Source organism: Cytobacillus firmus DS1, assembly GCF_000565285.1.
In the GTDB taxonomy this organism is placed as follows: Bacteria; Bacillota; Bacilli; order Bacillales; family Cytobacillaceae; genus Cytobacillus; species Cytobacillus firmus_A.
In genome coordinates, this window is record NZ_APVL01000002.1 from 37820 (window position 1) to 52244 (window position 14425).

General features: G+C 40.6%; 16 protein-coding genes. 12 read left to right on the forward strand and 4 right to left on the reverse strand.

Annotated elements, in window-relative coordinates; all coding sequences use genetic code 11:
* Positions 1-101 precede the first annotated feature (101 nt).
* Positions 102-1022, reverse strand: a complete 921-nt coding sequence (locus tag PBF_RS02630; protein ID WP_035326712.1) for an RluA family pseudouridine synthase — start codon at positions 1020-1022, stop codon at positions 102-104.
* 341 nt (positions 1023-1363) lie between these two features.
* Here PBF_RS02630 and PBF_RS02635 point away from each other — a divergent pair, with 341 nt between their 5' ends.
* Positions 1364-1762 carry a YhcU family protein gene (locus PBF_RS02635; protein WP_035326714.1) on the forward strand — a complete coding sequence of 133 codons (399 nt, stop codon included), beginning with the start codon at positions 1364-1366 and terminating at the stop codon, positions 1760-1762.
* A 32-nt stretch (positions 1763-1794) separates the two neighbouring features.
* Here the strand turns inward: PBF_RS02635 and PBF_RS02640 are convergent, their stop codons facing one another.
* The gene (locus PBF_RS02640; protein ID WP_035326716.1) at positions 1795-2265 is read right to left on the reverse strand and encodes a thioredoxin family protein; all 471 of its coding nucleotides are present in this window, start codon (positions 2263-2265) and stop codon (positions 1795-1797) included.
* The gene (locus PBF_RS02645; RefSeq protein ID WP_035326720.1) at positions 2265-2705 is read right to left on the reverse strand and encodes a disulfide oxidoreductase; all 441 of its coding nucleotides are present in this window, start codon (positions 2703-2705) and stop codon (positions 2265-2267) included. The genes PBF_RS02640 and PBF_RS02645 overlap by 1 nt, the downstream gene beginning before the upstream one ends.
* A 483-nt stretch (positions 2706-3188) precedes the next feature.
* Between PBF_RS02645 and PBF_RS02650 the strand changes: the two genes are divergently transcribed.
* The 6 genes from PBF_RS02650 to PBF_RS02675 all read left to right on the forward strand — a co-directional run bounded on the left by PBF_RS02650 (position 3189) and on the right by PBF_RS02675 (position 9988).
* Entirely contained in the window at positions 3189-4691 is a 1503-nt protein-coding gene (locus PBF_RS02650; RefSeq protein WP_051488802.1) for a bifunctional GNAT family N-acetyltransferase/carbon-nitrogen hydrolase family protein, read from the forward strand.
* Between the two features lie 185 nt (positions 4692-4876).
* Entirely contained in the window at positions 4877-6622 is a 1746-nt protein-coding gene (locus PBF_RS02655) for a phospho-sugar mutase (protein ID WP_035326725.1), read from the forward strand.
* A 39-nt stretch (positions 6623-6661) separates the two neighbouring features.
* Positions 6662-7384 (forward strand): SDR family oxidoreductase, encoded by a 723-nt coding sequence (locus tag PBF_RS02660; RefSeq protein ID WP_035326727.1) that lies wholly within the window; start codon positions 6662-6664, stop codon positions 7382-7384.
* 145 nt (positions 7385-7529) lie between these two features.
* On the forward strand, positions 7530-8660 hold the full coding sequence (locus PBF_RS02665) for a GAF domain-containing sensor histidine kinase (RefSeq protein ID WP_035326730.1): 1131 nt from the start codon (positions 7530-7532) through the stop codon (positions 8658-8660).
* Positions 8661-9305 carry a response regulator gene (locus tag PBF_RS02670; RefSeq protein WP_035326731.1) on the forward strand — a complete coding sequence of 215 codons (645 nt, stop codon included), beginning with the start codon at positions 8661-8663 and terminating at the stop codon, positions 9303-9305.
* Positions 9306-9448: 143 nt separating this feature from the next.
* Positions 9449-9988 carry an NADPH-dependent FMN reductase gene (locus PBF_RS02675; RefSeq protein WP_035326732.1) on the forward strand — a complete coding sequence of 180 codons (540 nt, stop codon included), beginning with the start codon at positions 9449-9451 and terminating at the stop codon, positions 9986-9988.
* Positions 9989-10044: 56 nt separating this feature from the next.
* Here PBF_RS02675 and PBF_RS02680 read toward each other — a convergent pair whose 3' ends face one another.
* Entirely contained in the window at positions 10045-10299 is a 255-nt protein-coding gene (locus PBF_RS02680; protein ID WP_035326734.1) for a YhdB family protein, read from the reverse strand.
* A gap of 207 nt (positions 10300-10506) precedes the next feature.
* On the opposite strand from PBF_RS02680, the gene PBF_RS02685 reads away from it, so the two are divergent.
* From PBF_RS02685 to PBF_RS02710, 5 genes are all read left to right on the forward strand, one after another.
* Positions 10507-10824 (forward strand): DUF3889 domain-containing protein, encoded by a 318-nt coding sequence (locus tag PBF_RS02685; RefSeq protein WP_035326735.1) that lies wholly within the window; start codon positions 10507-10509, stop codon positions 10822-10824.
* Positions 10825-10950: 126 nt separating this feature from the next.
* Positions 10951-12363 carry a SpoVR family protein gene (locus PBF_RS02690; protein ID WP_035326737.1) on the forward strand — a complete coding sequence of 471 codons (1413 nt, stop codon included), beginning with the start codon at positions 10951-10953 and terminating at the stop codon, positions 12361-12363.
* Between the two features lie 990 nt (positions 12364-13353).
* Complete coding sequence (locus PBF_RS02700; protein WP_035326740.1) at positions 13354-13614, forward strand: metal-sensitive transcriptional regulator; 261 nt, start codon at positions 13354-13356, stop codon at positions 13612-13614.
* A gap of 91 nt (positions 13615-13705) precedes the next feature.
* Positions 13706-14065 (forward strand): rhodanese-like domain-containing protein, encoded by a 360-nt coding sequence (locus tag PBF_RS02705; protein WP_035326741.1) that lies wholly within the window; start codon positions 13706-13708, stop codon positions 14063-14065.
* Positions 14066-14080: 15 nt separating this feature from the next.
* Entirely contained in the window at positions 14081-14377 is a 297-nt protein-coding gene (locus tag PBF_RS02710; RefSeq protein WP_035326743.1) for a rhodanese-like domain-containing protein, read from the forward strand.
* The last annotated feature ends 48 nt before the right edge of the window (positions 14378-14425 follow it).

Genomic DNA, 14425 nt, shown 5'->3' on the forward strand with positions numbered 1-14425 from the left:
TTGAATTAGTTCAAAGAAGTCCCGTTTGGGGCTTCTTTTTTCATTCAGCTTTCATCTTCTTGCATAAAATTTAAAGCTGCCTCAGAAAAGGCAGCTCTATATTAAAAACGATACGGGTCAATTCCTTTGAAAATCCCAGGATCATCCAGGAAAGGCGCATGACAGACTATAGTTTCCTCTAAGAATGGGTGTGGAATCTCAATTTTTACGGCGTGCAGTGCCTGCCGTGCAAAAACAGGTTTCCCGCCATATAAAGTATCCCCCGCTAGAGGATGTCCGATATGGCTAAGATGAACACGGATCTGGTGTGTTCTGCCTGTATCCAAACGGCATTTAATAAGTGAAAGATCTTGTTTAGGAAAGTATTCAATTAATTCATAGTTCGTTGAAGCAGGCTGGCCGCCGGGGGATACTCTTCTTCTGGTTGGGTGATGTCTGTCCCTCCCAATAGGTTCCCTGATGGTTCCTTTGTTTTTTGAAATTCTGCCATGGCTTATAGCCAGATATGTGCGTTTAATTCTTCTTTCTTCCAGCTCTTTATCCATAATTGCCCCCGCTAGTGCATGCTTCGCAAACAATATGGCACCGGTTGTATCACGATCAAGACGATGTATATGTTTTATGCCTCTACTTTCCCCCTGCATCTGAATATGAAAAGCTGCAGCGTTTGCGAGGGTATTCGTTTGATCAGGTGAGTTGGGATGCGTGTCCATTCCGCCCGGTTTATTTAAAACAAGCATATGGTCATCTTCAAAAAGAACATCAATCTCATAATAGGAGGGGATAACGCCTGGATCTTCATCCTGGAAAAATTGAAATTTTAATTTATCTCCTGCATGCACGGGTTTTGTCCAATTAGCAGGTTCATCATTGGATAAAACCTGTTTTTTCATTCTCATATTGTGTGTTTGTTTTTTGGGTGCCCCCCATAATGTCCGGACAATATATTCGATTGAATGCCCTTCCCAGTGGTCAGGCACCTCTATTTCACACCATTCGCCAAACCTATGTATTTTAACCATAAATTACTCCTTATCTGATTGAATAATCGTACCTTTAATACATATAAATTAATGACAATAATATTTTAGCCTTTAAAGACAGCTGATAAAAGGAATAGTAATCTCCGAAAATTATTGTAATATTTAAAATCACCTTTTTATTTGCTGGAAATGGGGTTATTATAGAGCTTTAGAACTAATTATAATGCATTAGACATGTGCCATCTATTTCCGGAGGAGGAATAAATACCAACAAATCCCTTCTCCATGGGTATAATTACCACCCTAAAGGGCTTTCAGAATATGATATTCTAATGTATATATTACGAACTGATTACAAGGATTACAAAGGTGGGTTATCAGTGAAGGTTGTATTTGCATCAACTCCTGATCAGGAACAAAAAATTCAAGAATTAATAAGAAAATTCTATTCAAATGTGTTTCCTCTTTATTTCACAGACGATGATATAAGAGAATTTGAACAGCAGAAGATACTGCATACTTCTACCAGGCACTTTGAATACTTCGGAACATTAAAGGAGGCATATCAGGTTATAGCAGGGCTGCAGACGCTTATGGCTATTCTGGAATCACGGACACTCAGCGGTAAATATGAAACAATATTCATTAAAAATGTTCAAATACTTCAACAATTCGGTTTATCATTTCCGTTTGATTACAGTCATTTTTGCGGAGAAAGAATGCCCCGGAATGATTTATTCAGTGTTTATGCTAAAGCCGCAAATGAAATGCTTGTATGAAAAAAACGCCTGTTGCTGCAGGCGTTTTTTGGTTATTTTGAATTCTCATTGAACCATTGTTCAAAAACTTCTTTTTCCTGAGAACCGGTAATCCTGTTAACCTCTTTGCCGTCTTTGTATTGAACGATTGTTGGAGTTTCCTTAATTCCGTAATTGTCCCAGCCGTCTTCAAATTCAAGCAGGTTGAATTGCACCAGATCAATACCCATATCTTCTGTAAGCGGAGCCACCACAGGAGTTGTCCTTTGGCAATGAGGGCATGTCGGGCTATAAAAATAAACGGTTACATCTTCATTGTTATTTAACTTTTTCTCCAATTCTTCGGGAAGGATCAGGTTTTGATAATTTGGGTCTTCAAGCTGTTTGACTGTTTCAGGATGTAGTGTATCCTTTCCATATGGATTTTTCTCTGACACTTTTTCTTCATTTTGCATTTTAGTCAAAATTCCAACTGCTGCAAATAATGCAACGATAATAGCAAGAAATATAATGACCTTTTTCATTATTCTGCTGCCTCCTTCGTTTTCTTCCAGACAAGATAACTGCAAATAAAAATAATTATAAAAGCTGTTAATGCTAAAAATGGAATTGTAACAAATCCCAGCCAATTAATATACTGCCCCGAACAGGGAACTCTCCCGCATGCTGCTGCATGATCAGCCATGAATGAAATCTTCTGAATGGAATAGTGGTAGATGGAAATGCCTGCTCCAACAGCAGATAACACCATTGTATATAAGCTGATGCGATAATCCTTCTTAACCACAGCCAAGCCTAGGACGACAGCAAAGGGATACATGACAATCCTCTGATACCAGCAAAGCTCGCAAGGTTCATATTGCCTGATTTCCGAAAAATAAAGGCTGCCGAACATAGCAAGAATCGAAGCTGCCCAGGCAATAAACAGCAAATTCTCCCGCCGGTCTGTTTGTGTTTTCTCCATAATAATCTCCTTATAAATATGTCCTCTAAAATTATAAAGCTATTGGACATCCCTTGTAAATCAACATGTTCAAAGGACATACCGAAATAGGGCATTTGTAATATTGAAATGGCATCAGGCAAGAAACAGGGGGAATTAAGAAAATTAAAAGAAGATATTCAATTACCTATATAGAAATATATATGAAGGAAAAGAAGCAAAATAAGAACAAGAGGGAAATAGCTGAGAAAAATTCTGATAGTGTTATAATTGCAGTAAAAAAGGGAAAAGAAACCTGAATATCACTGGAGAGGCTGATCTTTCGCAACAGCTCCCAGGATAATTATTACGAGAGAAAGCAAGTATAAAATCTTAACTTTGAAAACTGTCTAGCGCAAGCATACCCCCTCGAGGTGTCGGGGGTGGGCAAGGCGCTTCCGCTTTTCTAAAAAAAGGAGTGCACCACCATTGACAAAGCTTGATTTAAAGAAATTTGAAAAGAAAATGATTATCAGAAATACCCGGCATTCAGATATAGATCATATTATTGCCCTTCAGGAGCTATGTTTTCCCGGCATGGTTCCCTGGAAGAAGGATCAGCTTGAAAGCCATCTGGAAATTTTCCCTGAAGGCCAGTTTGTTGCAGAATATGACGGGGAAATCATTGGTTCCTGCTCAAGCCTTATTATAAATTTTGATGAGTATGATGACCGTCATTCCTGGGATGATGTGACAGACAAAGGATACATAACGAACCATAATCCCGATGGTTATAATCTCTATGGAATAGAAGTAATGGTTCATCCTGATTACCGCAGGATGAAAATCGGCCATCGCCTGTATGAAGAAAGGAAAGAGCTTGTCAGGTCTTTAAATTTAAAAAGCATCATTATAGGCGGGCGTATTCCAAACTATCATAAATACTCGAATGAAATGAACCCAAGAGAGTATGTAAACGAAGTTTCGCTCCATAAAATCTATGACCCGGTCTTGTCCTTTCAGCTGCTGAATGGATTTACCCTGATGAGGATTAATCCCAACTATTTGCCCGATGATGTGCAGTCAAATAAATATGCAACTCTGATGGAATGGAATAATGTCGACTACAGGCCAATGAGCAAACGGTTTTATAAAACAAGCTACCCGGTCCGTATATGCGTGGTTCAATATTTAATGCGGCAAATAAAATCTTTCGATGAATTTGCGCATCAGGTGGAATATTTTACAGATGTTGCTTCAGATTCAGGGTCCGACTTTGCCGTTTTTCCCGAGTTATTTACTGCCCAGCTGATGTCCTTTTTGGAGGAACGTTCACCAAGCCTTGCGGTCAGAAAGCTGACAGAATACACTGAGCAATACATCGAGTTATTTACGGATTTGGCAGTAAGGTATAATATCAATATAATTGGCGGCTCTCATTTTGTTAAAGAAGATGATGATGAGATTTACAATATCGCTTACCTTTTCCGCAGGGATGGGACGATTGAAAAGCAGTATAAGCTCCATATTACGCCAAATGAGCGTAAATGGTGGGGAATCAGCCGCGGGGATGAAGTAAAGGTATTTAATACGGACTGCGGAAAAATAGCCATTCAAATCTGCTATGACATCGAATTCCCTGAGCTGGCGAGAATTGCGGCAGATAAAGGTGCAAAAATTATATTTACCCCTTTCTGTACCGAAGATCGCCAGGGATATTTACGAGTGCGCTATTGTGCTCAGGCGCGGGCTGTTGAAAATCAAATATACACGGTTATTTCAGGTACGGTTGGCAATCTTCCGCAAACAGAGAATATGGATATTCAGTATGCACAATCGGCCATTTTTGCACCATCCGATTTTGAGTTTGCGAGGGATGGCATTGTGGGGGAGACAAATCCAAATATTGAAATGGTCCTGATAGGTGATGTTGATTTGGAAATCCTCCGCCGCCAGAGGCAGGATGGCACGGTGCGCCAGCTAAAAGACCGCAGGCATGATATTTACAGCATTAAATATAAGAAGTAATATATAGTTGCAGATTGAGCGCCTTTCACCTGGCGCTCAAGTGCTTTTACCGGATAATAAAGCCTTTGACGTAGCTTGCATTAAGCCAGGGTGGAATTTGTCAAAATTCCTCGGATGTTTTTAAAAGGAAAATCCGCCTGGAACTCGAAAAGGTTATGCAGAAGCTTTTTTTAGGAGGTCATACAATGGAATGGAAAACAGCAGCAGAACGATGGATAAACCATGAGTATCTGGACATTGAATTATTAGAACAGCTAAAACGTCTGCAGGGAAATGAGAAGCTCCTTGAAGAAGCATTTTATAAGGGACTGGAATTCGGAACAGGCGGTATGCGCGGGGAAATTGGCCCGGGAACAAACCGCATGAATATCTATACTGTAAGGAAGGCGTCTGCAGGATTAGCGGCATACATAGAGGAAAAAGGGTTGGAGGCAAAAAACAGAGGGGTTGCAATTGCCTATGATTCACGCCGCATGTCCCCCGAATTTGCGATGGAAGCAGCTAAAACACTTGCCAGCAGAGGCATACAGACATATGTATTTGATGAACTTCGTCCAACCCCTGAACTTTCATTCGCAGTCCGGTACCTGCATGCGTATGCGGGGATAGTCATTACAGCCAGCCATAACCCTCCGGAATACAATGGTTATAAGGTGTATGGATCGGATGGTGCTCAGCTGACTCCTGCCGAAGCTGACATTGTTATAAGCAAAGTAAATGAATTAGAAAACGAATTGCTGATAGAAGTAATGGATGAAGAAGTGTTAAAGGAAAAGGGACTCATTACCATGATTGGCAAAACAGTCGATCAGGCTTATCAGAAGCAGCTACTTACCATTTCCGAAAACCCTGATGCAGCAAATGAAACGGATGTTCATGTAGTTTTTACACCTCTGCACGGTACAGCGAATAAGCCGGTTAGAGAGGCTTTGGCTGCTTTGGGTTATGAACATGTGCATGTAGTAAAGGAACAGGAGCTCCCAGATCCTGAGTTTTCAACAGTAAAAAGTCCTAATCCAGAGGAAAAAGATGCATTTGAGCTGGCAATGAGAGATGGAAGAGAAACTAATGCAGATCTGTTAATTGCTACAGACCCGGACGCCGATCGCCTTGGCATCGCTGCCAGGAACAAAGAAGGTGAATATGTTCTTCTGACAGGAAATCAGACAGGTGCGCTGCTGCTTCACTACATACTTTCTCAGAAAAAGGAAAAGAATACACTGCCTGATAATGGCATCATGTTAAAAACGATCGTTACATCTGAATTTGGCCGCAGGGTTGCCTCTTCTTTTGGTGTAGAAACCGTAGATGTTTTAACTGGCTTCAAGTTCATTGCAGAAAAAATCAAAGAATATGAAGAGTCGGGTGAATACAGCTTCCTGTTCGGATATGAGGAAAGCTATGGATATCTTATCGGCGACTTTGCCAGGGATAAGGATGCTATTCAGGCAGCTCTGCTTGCGACTGAGATGGCTGCATATTATAAAAAGAAAGGCATGTCCCTTTATGAGGCATTGCTCAGCTTATTTGAAGAGTTTGGCTATTTCCTTGAAGGATTAAAATCAATGACTCTCAAAGGAATTGAAGGCGCAGAAAAAATTCAGCAGACACTGGCCTCTTTCCGCGCTAATCCGATAAAGGAACTTGAAGGCATGAAAGTGCAGGCGGTTGAAGATTACTTAACAGGAATCAGAACCGAAGCAGATGGAACAGAGAAGAATATCTGCCTGCCAAAATCTAATGTTATTAAGTATTTCTTCGAAGAAGGGAACTGGATCTGCCTAAGGCCATCAGGTACAGAACCGAAAATTAAATTTTACTTTGGAATCAATGACTCTTCATTAGTCAGCAGCAAGGAGAAATTGGAATCCGTTCAAAAAGCATTTATGGACATCGTCGAAGAAAGAATGGGCATTTCAGTGTCAAAATAAATTACTGCACCCAGTAGTGTTAACAGAAAGGAAGATATGATGTTAAAGGGACAGACGGCAATTGTAACAGGTGCATCCAGAGGGATCGGCAAGGAAATCGCTGTTAAGCTGGCTCAGCAGGGCATGAAGCTAACCCTGATTGGAAGTTCAGAGGAAATACATCAATCAGCAGAAGACCTTAATAAAATGGGATTTACAGATGTACTGCCTATTCAGGCGGATATTTCAGATGAAGCACAAGTAATGGCTGCAGTTGAAAAGACTCTTCAAACATACAAACGGCTTGACCTTCTCGTGAACAATGCAGGTATGGGATTTTTCAAACAGGTTGATGAAACAACACTGGAAGAGTGGAAAAAGGTATTTGAAGTCAATGTGCAGGGAGTCTTTCTCGGAAGCAGGGCAGTACTGCCGCACATGAAAGAGCGAAAATCCGGTACAATCATTACCATTTCTTCAGATGTAGCCAGGTATACTATCCCAAATGGCTCAGCCTATACGGCAACAAAATATGCAGTTCAAGGCTTTTCGGGATCTTTAGCTCAGGAAGTCAGAGAATATGGCATTCGCGTCGGAACGATAAATCCTGGAATGGTTGATACGTTTTTTGCAGAATCCAAGCAGGGACTTGAAGAGAAAAAAGATTGGCTGAAGGTCGAAGATATCGCAAATGCTGTTGTTTACATGGCATCAGCCCCGAAACACATGATGATCGACGAAATTGTTCTTCATCCATTTGTTCAAAACTATCCAATTTCATAATATATCCACCGAAGAGGCCTCCTCTTCGGTGTTTTTCTGTCTGCAACTTTAGTCGCAGGCCGCTTCCTCCAAAATGCCAAGGAAGAAAGGGAATAAAAGTTATATAATAAAAGTACATAATATGAAAGTTCCAAGGGGGATAAGGGTGTTAGGGGAAAAAAGGCAATCAGAAATCGGAATTTTAAAAGAAATAGCAGAACTATTGAATGAAGGAACAGAAATAGATTCGCTTCTTAAAGAGGTACTGCAAAAATTGCTTCATATCACCGGTCTGGAAACGGGATGGGTATTTCTGATCGATAACCATGGGGAGTTCCGTCTGGCAGCAGAAGAGAAACTGCCCCCTGCCCTTTCGGCGGATAACTGCAGGCCGATGTGCAAAGGAGATTGCTGGTGCATTGACCGCTATAATGACGGCAGACTAAACAAAGCTTCTAATATAATTGAATGCAAAAGAATAGAAGATGCAATTGCCGAGCAAAGAAACGATACTAACGGGCTAACCCATCATGCCTCCGTACCGCTGAGAGCAGGAGAGGAAAAGTTTGGTGTTCTTAATATTGGTTCACCTGCTAAAACCCATTTTTCACCGGAAGAATTGGCTTTGCTTGAATCAGTTGCTTTTCAAATCGGAACAGCCATAAAACGAATCAAGCTGACACAGCTGGAACAGGAGACGGCACTTGCTGCGGAAAGAAACAGGCTGGCAAGGGACCTGCATGATTCTGTCAACCAGCTTTTGTTCTCTTTAAGCTTAACGGCGAGGGGAGGAGCGGAAATGTCTGATAACCCGGAAATAAAAGAGACCTTTTCCTACATGCAGGATCTCGCACAGGAAGCCTTAAGCGAGATGAGAGCGCTTATCTGGCAGCTCAAACCGCGCGGACTGGAAAATGGAATAATATGCGCTATGCAGACTTACAGTCAAATGCTTGGCCTGAAGCTGAACTCAAAAGTAAAGGGTGTAATCTGTCTTCCGGGGAAAGTCGAAGAAACACTTTGGAGAATTAGCCAGGAAGCCCTGGCTAATTGTAAAAAGCACTCTGGTGAATCAACAGCTGATGTAGTACTGACTGTGGATGAAAGAACAGTTGCCATGGTGATTTCCGATTGCGGCAGAGGGTTTCATTATCGTGAAAACGATATCCCTTCTCTCGGCCTCAAAAGCATGAAGAAAAGAACGGAAGCACTGAATGGTTTATTTAAGTTAAAAACAGAGCCAAACAAAGGAACGAATATTGAAATTATCATTCCTTTGGAAAAGGGAGGGAAATAAATGGCCATCAAGGTTTTAATAGCGGATGATCATCATGTTGTGAGAAGGGGACTTGTATTTTTTCTCAAAACTCAGCCGGAAATCGAAATTATCGGAGAGGCAAAAAACGGCCTTGAAGCTGTTGAGATGGTGCAAACAAACAAGCCGGATGTTATATTAATGGACCTGGATATGCCTGTAATGAATGGGATTGAAGCCACACGGCAGATTAAACTGAATTATCCTGCTGTAAAAATCATGATACTCACAAGCTTTTCAGACCAGGATCATGTAATTCCCGCAATTGAGGCTGGCGCATCAGGATATCAGCTGAAGGATATTGAGCCGGATATCCTTGTTCAGGCAATTATCCAGCTGATGAAAGGGGAGAATCAGCTGCATCCAAAAGCCACCTCCCATCTGCTCACACATTTAACGAATAAAAACAGTACAGAAAGACAGCCGCTTGAAGAGCTGACGAAGAGAGAGCTCGAGGTACTGAGAGAGATCGCAAAAGGAAAAAGCAATAAAGAAATTGCTTCATCCCTTTATATAACAGAAAAGACAGTCAAAACGCATGTTTCTAACCTGCTGTCCAAATTAGAGCTCGCGGACAGGACACAGGCAGCACTTTATGCAGTGCGTCATGGTATTGCAGAGTCATAATAAAAAACTCATCCAAAAGTCTGAGGAGATATTTACTGATTTAGTACTGAAACAAGCTTTATAAAACTCAGCCATCCTGACGATGTGTAAAAGCGCATGTTTCTATATACTAAAGAATATAGGATCCTAAAGGAGAGTTTATAATGAAGCTTACAATTATTAATGGAAGTCCGCGAATGAAGGGACGCACGGGAATAGCCTCCCGCTATATTGCAAGAAAATATAATGCTGAACTGATCGACTTAAGCCTTGGAGAAATTCCCTTATACAATGGAACAGAAGCACAATATGGGCTGCCTGCTGTTAAAAAACTGCGCCAGCAGATTGCTGACTCTGATGGAGTTATTCTGGCATCCCCTGAGTACCACAGTGCCATGAGCGGAGCATTAAAGAATGCCCTGGATTTCCTGGGGAGTGAGCAATTTGCCCATAAGCCAGTCGGCCTGCTGGTTGTGGCAGGGGGCGGTAAAGGCGGGATCAATGCGCTGAATAATTTAAGAATTGCCGGCAGAGGGGTATATGCCAATGTTATACCTAAACAGCTTGTCCTGGACCCGCATTGTTTTGATTATGAAAATGATGGCCTTTTTGAGGAACCAGCCAAACTCGTAGAAGGTTTAATGAATGAACTTCAGGTATATATGAAGGCATATGGTCAAGTTAAGCAGGAATTAAAACAATAAAAAAACAAAAACACGGACCTAAAAATCCGTGTTTTATTATTGGTGGAATTCTTTTGTCAGGTTAGTTCATAAAATACAGTGTTTGGCAGCTGTTTTTCCGATAATTCATTGGCATGGTCAATATATCTAAGCAGTGAGTATAAATGTTTCTCAATGACAGAATAGTCTTTTTCGAAATTGTAGGCATGAAGAAAATGTTCAATTTTCTTCGAAAGAAACTGATCTTCTGTCCTGACCATCAGGATCAGCAGGTTATCCCATTCAGACCGGTGTGTATAATATAACGCACGGTCATAATCCACTTTATTCATTTGTCCTCTCCTCCTCTTCCAGGAGTTGATTATAGTTTATGATGATGCGGCATTTTATTTCAAAGTAAATCTTGGACTTGTTGATTTACAAGGGTTTTCATCATTTTCCTGTATATATTGGCCACATTCATTTATAAGGCAATTCCATACATAAAATCGAAGCCTGGGTCAAAAATAGAATTAACGACACATGCTTTGGAGGCAAGAATGAAAAGGTATTTATCGATTTTTATGCTTATTTGTTTATTAGCCGGGGGAGGTTCATTGGCAGGAGCTGTACAAAAACCGGATTATGAAAAGTATGGGAGAATTGCCATTGCAGTTGTAAAAGAAGACTATCCTGGGGAAGAAGTAGTGGATTATCAGTATGGAGGAAGAAAGAAAGTTACTGAAACAGATGTAACGGACACCTTCACTTTTACCGTAAAAGAAGATGGGAATCCAGTAACAGTATTGGTGATGGTCACGCATAACCTAAAGGATAACAAAGCAGTTAGCCTCACTGTAGAGAGAAAAGCGCAATAGCACAAATAAAAGCGGGGCGGAATGCTCCGCTTTTTGCTGTAATTTGTTACAAGCTTATGAAGAGACTACTCATCAATCCTCTTGTTGGTTCATAGATTATGGTAAGGACTAAAAGGGGGAGTGGCAATGCGGGAAGAAGAAAATAAGCCATTGGAGTATGCCATTCAGGAAATTACTGAAATTGCAAATGGGTTTGGCTTGGACTATTACCCAATGAGGTATGAAATTTGTCCTGCAGAAATCATTTATACATTCGGCGCTTATGGCATGCCGACCAGGTTTTCTCATTGGAGCTTTGGAAAACAGTTTCACAAGATGAAGCTGCATTATGATTTAGGATTATCGAAAATTTATGAGCTTGTAATCAATTCGGATCCTTGCTACGCGTTTCTGCTCGATTCCAATGCCCTTATTCAAAACAAATTAATTGTAGCGCATGTTTTAGCACACTGTGATTTCTTTAAAAATAATGTCCGTTTTCAAAATACAAAGAGGGACATGGTAGAGAGCATGGCTGCAACCGCCGAAAGAATCAGACAATATGAAATTGAGTTTGGGAAGAAGGAAGTGGAAACTTTCCTTGATGCAGTGCTGGCAATAGAAGAACATATTGATCCGTCTCTTATGAGACCGAAGCTCGCCTGGAGTACGGAAGATGAATATGAAAGCAGCGGTGATACCGCAGCACCTAGCCCTTATGATGATTTATGGGGGTTGGATGAAAGGAACAAGAAGCATGAGCCAAAGAAGAAGAAAAAGAAATTCCCTCCAAAACCCGAAAAGGATTTACTATTATTTATTGAAAGCTACAGCAGGGAGCTCACCGACTGGCAGCGGGATATTTTAACGATGATGAGGGAAGAAATGCTATATTTTTGGCCGCAGCTCGAAACAAAAATCATGAACGAGGGATGGGCTTCCTATTGGCATCAGCGTATTTTAAGGGAAATGGATTTGACATCTGCAGAAGCGCTTGAATTTGCCAAATTGAATGCAGGAGTGGTGCAGCCGTCAAGAACCGGAATCAATCCATATTATCTGGGTCTGAAAATTTTCGAAGATATTGAAGAACGGTATAACAATCCGACGGAGGAAATGAAGAGACGCGGTGTAGTGCCAGGTTCAGGCAGGGAAAAAATGTTTGAGGTGCGTGAAATCGAGTCAGATATATCTTTCTTAAGAAATTATTTAACAAAAGACCTTGTCATGAGAGAAGATATGTATCTGTTCCAAAAACAGGGCAAGGATTATAAAATTGTGGATAAACAGTGGGAGCATGTGCGCGATCAGCTTGTCAGCATGCGTGTAAATGGAGGATTTCCCTATTTGACGGTTAATGACGGAGATTATATGAAGAACGGGGAACTGTACTTAAAGCACTGGTTTGAAGGTGTGGAGCTTGATCTTAAATATCTTGAAAAAGTACTTCCCTATGTACACCAGCTTTGGGGAAGGGGCGTCCATATGGAGACCATTGTTGAAGGCAAGAACATGCTTTTCACTTACGACGGGAAGAGCATCCACAGAAAATATTTATAAAAATGACGTACGAACCACACATGTTGTGGTTCGTCTTTTTTGAGTTGTGCTGCAAACAGGTTCTTAAAAAATGGGCAGGATAAAACTAAATACTTTCTTCCTAAGGAGTATTACAGTAATATTAACGTGTACAGGCGGGGGTATTGGAAAGGCAATTTGATAACTCCCAGTTACTGAAATTTGCTTTACATCCATTGATAAACTGAGGAAAGGATGATGATCTTGATAATTACAGATTCAGCACGGGATCTCGTGAAACAGGTTCTTCAAGAGAAAAATACTGGCGGGATTAGAGTTTATTTTGCAGGCTTTGGCTGAGGAGGCCCGCAAATTGGACTGGCTCTGGATGAGCCGGAAGCAGATGATATAATCGAAACAATAAATGAAATCCAGGTGGCAATCGACCCGGAAATCAAGCCGCATACGGAAAGTATGGTTCTTGACTATGATCAGGAAAATGAAAGACTGGTCTTGTTAGGCAATGAAAGCGACTGCTGCTAATAGTTAAAATTAAAACACCCGCTTGGGTGTTTTTCTATTATTAAAAACTAAGGTGTTGACAATATACCCATTAGGGTATATTATATGAATTGTAAATGAATTATTTATGCAGAGGAGAGAAATATGCTGCTGATTTTTTTAACCTTGCTGCTAGTTAGTTTCCCATTATTTAAGAGGTATTATCCTATTAGAGACATCCCTTGTTATCGTTTGGATCAATGCCTGCCCGAGGAAGGCACAGCACTGCTGGATGTCAGGGACTATAATGAGTCCTGTCATTGTGAAATACCCGGAGCGATCAATCTGCCCATTCCATATATAAATAGGCATATAAAAGATATACCTTATAACCAAATCCATTTAATTGCATCCAGCTCATTAGAGAAAAATGTGGGAATAAGGATGCTCCGAAAAAAGGGGTATAAGATTGTTGGTTTTTCAATGCCTGATTGCCTATGTGTAAAATAAAACTATAATGGGGTGAAGCTTGTGTTATACGATCCAAAAACTAAAAATCGAATCAAAAGGGCGGAAGGCCAGCTTCGAGGTATTTTAAAAATGATGGAGGGTGAAAAAGATTGCAAATCTGTCATTACCCAGCTAACAGCTTCAAGATCAGCAATTGATAAAGCAATTGCAGTTATAGTCAGTTCGAATCTTGAACAATGTATTGTTGAAAACGCAGAAAAGGGAATTGAGAGTTCCATTATGATTGAAGAGGCTGTCAACTTACTTGTTAAAAGCAGATGATGCTCAGTTGACTTCCTTTTTTATTTAGTTATAATATACCCAAATAGGTATAAAAACAGAAGAGTTATCACATAAATTGGGAGGTAAGCAAATGACTATTGCAAATGGAATTATTATCGTCCTGGTTATTATTTTTCTGGCTCAAAAGCTGATTCCGGTAAAGGGCGTAAAGCAGATGACAACTGCTCAGCTTAAGAATGAAATGAAGGACAAAACAAAGCAATACATTGATGTGAGAACATCAGCAGAATTTAAGAGCTTCCATATTCCAGGATTTAAGAACATGCCTCTTCATCAGCTTCACCAGAAAATGGGACAGCTATCAAGGGACAAGGAAGTAGTTGTTATCTGCCAAAGCGGAATGAGAAGCAGCAAAGCAAGTAAAATTCTAAAAAAAGCCGGATATAAGAACATTACAAACATCAAAGGCGGAGTAAGTGCCTGGAGATAAAGGGGAGAATTCTAAATGAAAACAATGACTGTCAAAGAAGTAGAGCAGCAGCTTGCTGCCGGAGTAAAATTAAATATCATTGATGTGCGTGAAGCGGATGAATTAAAAGAAGGAAAGATACCTTCAGCTATTCATATTCCGCTTGGATTAATTGAATTTCGTATGCATGAGCTGGATAAGAATCAAGAATATGTAATGGTTTGCCGATCAGGCAACCGCAGCGGATTAGCTGCACGTTTTCTTGAAGGGCAAGGGTTTAGTGTAATTAATATGCTTGGCGGTATGATGAATTGGGAAGGGCCATTAGAATAAAATCCCATGTTAGCCTAGAATAGAAAGGGTATTGACAATAAGACAAAT

Bases quoted from the DNA above. Each gene is read 5' to 3' on its own strand.
- PBF_RS02645 (WP_035326720.1), bottom strand. From the start codon at position 2,705: ATGGAGAAAACACAAACAGACCGGCGGGAGAATTTGCTGTTTATTGCC.
- PBF_RS02670 (WP_035326731.1), top strand. From the start codon at position 8,661: ATGGCCATCAAGGTTTTAATAGCGGATGATCATCATGTTGTGAGAAGG.
- PBF_RS02710 (WP_035326743.1), top strand. From the start codon at position 14,081: ATGAAAACAATGACTGTCAAAGAAGTAGAGCAGCAGCTTGCTGCCGGA.
- PBF_RS02705 (WP_035326741.1), top strand. From the start codon at position 13,706: ATGACTATTGCAAATGGAATTATTATCGTCCTGGTTATTATTTTTCTG.
- PBF_RS02685 (WP_035326735.1), top strand. From the start codon at position 10,507: ATGAAAAGGTATTTATCGATTTTTATGCTTATTTGTTTATTAGCCGGG.
- PBF_RS02660 (WP_035326727.1), top strand. From the start codon at position 6,662: ATGTTAAAGGGACAGACGGCAATTGTAACAGGTGCATCCAGAGGGATC.
- PBF_RS02675 (WP_035326732.1), top strand. From the start codon at position 9,449: ATGAAGCTTACAATTATTAATGGAAGTCCGCGAATGAAGGGACGCACG.
- PBF_RS02690 (WP_035326737.1), top strand. From the start codon at position 10,951: ATGCGGGAAGAAGAAAATAAGCCATTGGAGTATGCCATTCAGGAAATT.
- PBF_RS02655 (WP_035326725.1), top strand. From the start codon at position 4,877: ATGGAATGGAAAACAGCAGCAGAACGATGGATAAACCATGAGTATCTG.
- PBF_RS02630 (WP_035326712.1), bottom strand. From the start codon at position 1,022: ATGGTTAAAATACATAGGTTTGGCGAATGGTGTGAAATAGAGGTGCCT.
- PBF_RS02650 (WP_051488802.1), top strand. From the start codon at position 3,189: ATGATTATCAGAAATACCCGGCATTCAGATATAGATCATATTATTGCC.
- PBF_RS02640 (WP_035326716.1), bottom strand. From the start codon at position 2,265: ATGAAAAAGGTCATTATATTTCTTGCTATTATCGTTGCATTATTTGCA.
- PBF_RS02680 (WP_035326734.1), bottom strand. From the start codon at position 10,299: ATGAATAAAGTGGATTATGACCGTGCGTTATATTATACACACCGGTCT.